This window comes from Arthrobacter sp. TB 26 (genome assembly GCF_000427315.1).
Taxonomy (GTDB): Bacteria; Actinomycetota; Actinomycetes; order Actinomycetales; family Micrococcaceae; genus Arthrobacter.
Window position 1 is genome coordinate 1 of record NZ_AUPJ01000498.1, and the last position, 1,716, is coordinate 1,716.

Below are 1,716 nucleotides of genomic sequence, written 5' to 3' on the forward strand. Positions count from 1 at the left end.
CCGCCAATGATGGCCGCGGACGTGGCGGTGTGATGCGGGTTCTCGTACGGCGGCCTGCGCACGAGCTGAAGTGAGGCTGAGGTCAGAGAGCAGAGCGAATGGATGGCCGTCACTTCCATGGCCTCGGCGTCGCCCAGGTCCGGCAGGAGTCCGGGAAGACGTTCAGCCAGCATCGTTTTTCCCGCGCCCGGCGGACCGGTCAGCAAAAGATGGTGCGCGCCGGCGGCGGCGACTTCCAGCGCTCTCCGGGCCTCCCTTTGACCGGAGACGTCGCACATGTCCGGTGGTATGAAGGACGCCGCATCGGTTCCGGCCTCGGGTTCTTCGGGCTGGGGCGCGGGCTCGAAGTCGAGGCCCAGCTCCTGCGGATCGGCGCCGAAATCGAAGGCCAAGCGGGCCAGGGTGGCGTAGCCCTGCACCCGGGCGCCGGGCACGAGTTGGGCTTCGGCGGCGTTTGCTTGCGCCACGACAATGTCGGCGTAACCTGCCCGAACCGCGGCCATGACGGCGGGAAGGACCCCGCGGACAGGCCGCAGCCTGCCGTCCAGTCCGAGTTCGGCGATAAACACAGTGCGACCGGTGGACCGGACATCATTGGAGGCCAGCAGCGCAGCCATGGCGATGGCCAGGTCGAAGCCTGAGCCGCGTTTGGGCAACGACGCCGGAATCAGGTTGGCCGTGATCTTCCGGCGGCTCAGGGGAATGCCGGAGTTCTGGGCCGCCGAGCGGATCCGTTCCTTGGCCTCATTGAGCGAAGCGTCGGGAAGACCCAGGATGATAAACGCCGGAAGGGTCTGGCCGATATCGGCCTCCACTTCAACGATGTAGCCGTTCAGCCCCACGAGGGCAACCGAGTAGGTGCGGCCGAGCGCCACCTACCCCACCCCCTTGAGGTGTTCCACGACGGGGTCCCCGATGCCGTCGTCGAGCACGGAAACGACGTCCACCCGGCGCCGGGCCATCCGGAGGTCATGGTCACGGCACCAGGCTGAGGCCAGGCGGTGCAGCCGCGTCAGCTTGTCCAGGCCGACAGCTTCGAACGGATGCCCGTACGCGAGGGACCTACGCGTTTTCACTTCGGCGATGACCAGGGTATCGCCGTCGAGGGCGACAATGTCGATTTCGCCCCCGGAACACCGCCAGTTGCGGTCCACAATCCGCATGCCCTGGGCTTCGAGGTAACCGGCCGCGAGTTCCTCCCCGCGCCGGCCCAGCACGTCCTTAGCTCTCATGGAACCAGCGTGCCGCGCCACGGGAGGACAGCCCAGAGCGTCAGGTCGCTATGTGGATAGCCAATGCAAGGACGGTGGTGTGGAGGAGGAGTGGGCCGCCGCTCACCGGGTGCGCCCGGCTAGTCACCGAAAATTACGATCAGTTCCCCAGGTCCCCGACCTTGGGCAGCGCGAGCTCCTCGTTGCGGGGGAGCTCCTCGACGTTGACGTCCTTGAACGTGATCACCCGGACGCTCTTGACGAAGCGGGCGGAGCGGTAGACGTCCCAGACCCAGGCGTCCTGCAGCGTCAGGTCGAAATAGACCTCGCCGTCGGCGCTGCGGGCCTGCAGGTCAACGTGGTTGGCCAGATAGAAACGCCGTTCGGTCTCGACCACATAGCTGAACAGCCCGACAACGTCCCGGTATTCGCGGTAGAGCTGCAGCTCCATATCGGTCTCATAGTTTTCAAGGTCCTCGGCACTCATGCTTCCATCTTGCACCAT

The 1,716-nt window shown here is 65.9% G+C and carries 3 protein-coding genes; all 3 read right to left on the reverse strand.

The window, feature by feature from the left end:
* The coding region (locus tag K789_RS0119670; RefSeq protein ID WP_024368247.1) for a magnesium chelatase domain-containing protein at positions 1 to 875 on the reverse strand (875 nt) is incomplete at its 3' end.
* The gene (locus tag K789_RS0119675; protein ID WP_024368248.1) at positions 876 to 1,232 is read right to left on the reverse strand and encodes a YraN family protein; all 357 of its coding nucleotides are present in this window, start codon (positions 1,230 to 1,232) and stop codon (positions 876 to 878) included.
* Positions 1,233 to 1,371: 139 nt separating this feature from the next.
* On the reverse strand, positions 1,372 to 1,698 hold the full coding sequence (locus tag K789_RS0119680; RefSeq protein WP_024368249.1) for a DUF2469 domain-containing protein: 327 nt from the start codon (positions 1,696 to 1,698) through the stop codon (positions 1,372 to 1,374).
* Positions 1,699 to 1,716: the final 18 nt, after the last annotated feature.

What these genes read in the sequence shown, in the direction of transcription:
- K789_RS0119675 (WP_024368248.1), bottom strand. Translation starts at nt 1,232, where the DNA reads ATGAGAGCTAAGGACGTGCTGGGCCGGCGCGGGGAGGAACTCGCGGCC.
- K789_RS0119680 (WP_024368249.1), bottom strand. Translation starts at nt 1,698, where the DNA reads ATGAGTGCCGAGGACCTTGAAAACTATGAGACCGATATGGAGCTGCAG.